Source organism: Streptomyces sp. NPDC090442, assembly GCF_044769405.1.
In the GTDB taxonomy this organism is placed as follows: domain Bacteria; phylum Actinomycetota; class Actinomycetes; order Streptomycetales; family Streptomycetaceae; genus Streptomyces.
On the sequence record NZ_JBIVXW010000180.1, the window covers coordinates 1 to 3,688 of the forward strand.

Below are 3,688 nucleotides of genomic sequence, written 5' to 3' on the forward strand. Positions count from 1 at the left end.
AGATGTCCTACCAGCCCTTCAACCGCCCCCTCGACCTACTAAAACTCCCCTGACCTGCCCAAACATCCCAACACCCGGACTTTGCAACAGCCCTGACTCCGGCCGCTGCCTCATCGACCTCAAAGAGACCGGCCCGGCCCTTCATCAAATCAACCAAGGCGTGGCCCTGTTGCCCACATCCCGGAACAAAACCCGAGCAGTCTTCCTCGCCTACGAGGCCCAGACTCTTCTACAACAAGGCGAAATCGACCACAGCGCCGCCACTGCCCACCAAGCCCTCGTCCTCGCCCAGCAGATCGGCGCCTCCCGCTGCGTCCGCCAAATCTGCGACCTCGCCCCCGGCTTCAACCACCACCAGAAAGTCCAAGGCGTAGGACAGTTCCTCAACACCGTACAAACAGCAGCGTGCCCCTGAACTTCTCCACCCTGTGCCAGCGGCCCGACCGCTCCCCCTCACGAGGCACAGGGCTCAACCCAACGGCCTCAGGATGCTGCTCGGCTCACCGGTAACGGGGATGTCCGGCCTCTCGTCGAGGCGATGACGATGCTCAAGCGGGCCGGCGCCGATCGGATCATCACCTATGGCGCGGTGGAGATCGCCCGCACGCTCTAGCCCCGGATGGCAGCCAAGATGCCGCCCGCGCCCCGTTCGATCAGCTCCGCCGCTACCGCCCGGCCCAGTTCTTCGGGATCACCCAGAGGGCCACTGGCGCTGGCTCGGAGTTGCTCCTTGCCATCGAGGGAGGTCACCGTGCCGGACAACCGCACCGTGCCCGCGCCCACCGTTGCGTGGGCTCCCACGGGCACCGAACAGCCGCCGTGCAGTGCTTCCAGCATCGACCGTTCCGCCCGCACGGCCGCGTCCACCTCCAGGTCGCCGATACCGGCCAGCAGCGTACGCACCCGGTCGTCCTCGGCACGGACCTGGATGGCCAATGCACCCTGGCCGGGAGACGGGGGGAGCGTGGCGATGTCGAGATGCTCGGACGTCTCGGCACCGATGCCGAGCCGCCCGAGCCCAGCAGCGGCCAGAACCACGGCATCGACGGAGCCTGAGCCCTTGAGCCTGCCCAGGCGCGGGGGGACGTTGCCGCGGATCGGCACACAGTCCACATCGGGCCGCAGACTGCGGAGCTGCGCGATACGACGCTGGGCTCCCGTGCCAACTCGGGCCCCGATCGGCAGCGTGGCGAGGCTGTGGCCGCACAGCACATCCCTCACGTCCTGCCGAGGCCCGGGAACCGGCAGGAGCACAAGGCCCGGCGTGGGCTCGGTGGGCAGGTCTTTGAAGGAGTGCACGACAACATCGACCTCACCGGTGAGCAACGCGCGTTCCTGTTTGCCGGAAAAAGCGCTCCCGCTTTCGGTCTTCGTTGCGACTTCGGCGATCGTGGCCGTCTTCCGGTCTTGGTCCCCGCCTTCGAGGACCACACGCTGCTTGAAGGTGACGTGCGGGAACTGCTTGCACATCGGCCTCAGCCATTCCCGGACCTGCGCTTTGGCGAGAAGGCTGGCCCGTGAACCGACAATCACCGTGGTCATGGCATCAACTCCCCTTCAATATAGGAAGGTTGGGCGCACATGCTACTGCGGTTTACCAGTGACTCTTTCCAACAATGTGTCGGCACGCTTTCCGGCTCATTGTCGGCATTCAAGAGGCGGAGAAAAGGAGAACTGTGACCGAGCACCTGCCGCGCGCTGAGCTCGAGGCACTTCTCCCACCCGCCGCCACGTGGACCGCCGTGCTGATCCGCGATCACCTCGGGCGCGTCCTCATGCTGCACAAAGCCGGAGTCGGATCCCGAGCCTGGCAGCTAACGGAGCCCGCCCCTGACTGGGCATGCTCGCCGGCAGTCACCGCGGCCGGCCATGCGCGGTCATCTGCTGCCTGCCGGGGCGCAGATAGGACAGGCGTTGGCGGCTGCCCGCAACGTGTGTTGTGTCAACTCGTTGGCCACGTCAACACGTTGGACAATACATTGGGGGAGGGCCGGATGAGCGATCGCCATCCGAAGGCCGAAGTTGAGGCGGCGCTTCAGAGGGCCGAGCAGGCTGGGCTGAAGGTCAAAAAGGATCCTAACGGGCATCGATGGGGACGGGTCATCTGCTGCCCGTGCACCGCGGAGACCAAGGTGTGGGGGACCCCGAAGTCGCCTGGCACGGAAGCCAAGAAGGTTCTTGAATTCGTCCGTAAGCACGCCACGTGCGTCTGAGTCAGGAGAGGGAGCAACGCGTGAAGTGGGAGTTCGTCCTGCACCACGATCCGCAGCAGCCGGTCAGTGAGGAGCAGTCGGACCTTTTCGACCACGCCGAGTGGGCCGCTGAGGGCGAGATCGGATGGGAGAAGGAAGGGGACCGACTGTCGTTCCCTTGCACCCTGGAGGCTGAGCACCTCGAAATCGCCATCGCGATCGCAGTAGGGCGGGTGGAGAGCGTTGAGGGCTTGAAGGTCGTCCGTGTCGAGATGACCCCACCAGGCCGAGACTGACGAACCCAGGAAGATGAGGGGCAGCCGCGCCCGGCCCGGGGGTGCCCCTCCTCTACCAGGGCCTCGCGCAGCCGGAGTTGAGGCTCCATCGTGTCCATGGCGGACATCACGACGATGCCTCGGCTACCTTTGCGCACCCCGGCCTCCGGCCAGGCCGCGTCTCTGCCGCTGCGCCGTTCCGTTTCGACCACTCCGAGTGGGCCGCTGACGGCGACATCGAAAGGGAGACGGAAGGGGACCGGCTGAGACATCCGCGACGGCCTCAACCTTGCTTCCGATTGCGCGGGCTCGTTGCGGGGCCCTGGGGGAGCGTGGCGAGGAAGCGTGCCGTGAGCGCCGACACCACGTGCGCCTTCTGGTGGGGCAGATTGGCTGCGGTGAGTGCGGACTTCAGGGATGAGACCGCGGCGTGGGCTTCCTGCCCGAGACGGAAGGTGACCCGGATACTGCTACTGCTCTGCAGAGGGGAGTTGCCGAGGGATTCGAGCAAGTCCTCCATGCATGCCAGCTGTCCGGGCAGCTCGGTCCGCAAGGCGGCGTCGAGGTAGTGCCCCAGGGAAAGACGGGGCAGCACCTCACGATCGACTTTGACGCGCCTGATGAGAGACGCGTGCACCTCAAGTGAGGGAGCGAAGATGAGCGGCGCCCAGCGGCTGGTACGGGAATCGGCGAAGCTGGCGTGCAGTGCATGCGCAGCATCGTCGGCTTCCCGTTCCTTGGCTTCCTGGGCGCGTTGCACCTCCTGCTGTGCCCAGGCGATAGCTGCTGCGCGCGGGGCGCCGTCCCCGCGGTCGGCGCGGTATCGCTGGAGCAGCTGCTGGTAGGTGAGCCCGAGGGCCTTTGCAAGCTGCTTCAGTTGGCGGAATTCGGTGGGCATGGCGCCTCCGAGCTACGGCTCCCGGCGGCCGGCGGCTCAGAAGAGGAAGACGCACGACGATTTCATGCCAATACCGCTCACCGAGCTTCTGCCGCACCTCAGGCCGGGTTCCTGAAGTGTGTCGGCAAGGGTCCTGGAAGGCCCCGCAGCGTTAGACGCTGACCTCACCGTAGGGCAAGCCGCCATACCGATCAGCGACGACGGGGCCGGGTTCCCTCCATCGAGGGGCAGGGCTGTTGCAAAGTCCGGGTGTTGGGATGTTTGGGCAGGTCAGGGGAGTTTCAGTAGGTCGAGGGGGCGGTTGAAGGGCTGGTAGGACATCT

4 protein-coding genes are annotated in these 3,688 nt (G+C 65.9%); 2 read left to right on the forward strand and 2 right to left on the reverse strand.

All coding sequences use genetic code 11. The annotated features are described in order from the left end of the window. The first annotated feature begins 169 nt into the window (after positions 1 to 169). On the forward strand, positions 170 to 415 hold the full coding sequence (locus tag ACIQU6_RS43975) for a hypothetical protein (RefSeq protein WP_403488235.1): 246 nt from the start codon (positions 170 to 172) through the stop codon (positions 413 to 415). Between the two features lie 194 nt (positions 416 to 609). Here ACIQU6_RS43975 and hemC read toward each other — a convergent pair whose 3' ends face one another. Then, positions 610 to 1,542, reverse strand: a complete 933-nt coding sequence (gene hemC, locus ACIQU6_RS43980; RefSeq protein ID WP_403488237.1) for a hydroxymethylbilane synthase — start codon at positions 1,540 to 1,542, stop codon at positions 610 to 612. Between the two features lie 691 nt (positions 1,543 to 2,233). On the opposite strand from hemC, the gene ACIQU6_RS43985 reads away from it, so the two are divergent. Continuing rightward, a complete protein-coding gene (locus tag ACIQU6_RS43985; RefSeq protein ID WP_403488238.1) occupies positions 2,234 to 2,488 on the forward strand; it encodes a hypothetical protein in 255 nt (84 codons plus the stop codon). Positions 2,489 to 2,750: 262 nt separating this feature from the next. Here ACIQU6_RS43985 and ACIQU6_RS43990 read toward each other — a convergent pair whose 3' ends face one another. Then, positions 2,751 to 3,365: a hypothetical protein gene (locus ACIQU6_RS43990; protein WP_403488240.1), complete on the reverse strand. Its 615-nt coding sequence runs from the start codon at positions 3,363 to 3,365 to the stop codon at positions 2,751 to 2,753. Between the last annotated feature and the right edge of the window lie 323 nt (positions 3,366 to 3,688).

Bases quoted from the DNA above. Each gene is read 5' to 3' on its own strand.
- hemC (WP_403488237.1), bottom strand. From the start codon at position 1,542: ATGACCACGGTGATTGTCGGTTCACGGGCCAGCCTTCTCGCCAAAGCG.
- ACIQU6_RS43990 (WP_403488240.1), bottom strand. From the start codon at position 3,365: ATGCCCACCGAATTCCGCCAACTGAAGCAGCTTGCAAAGGCCCTCGGG.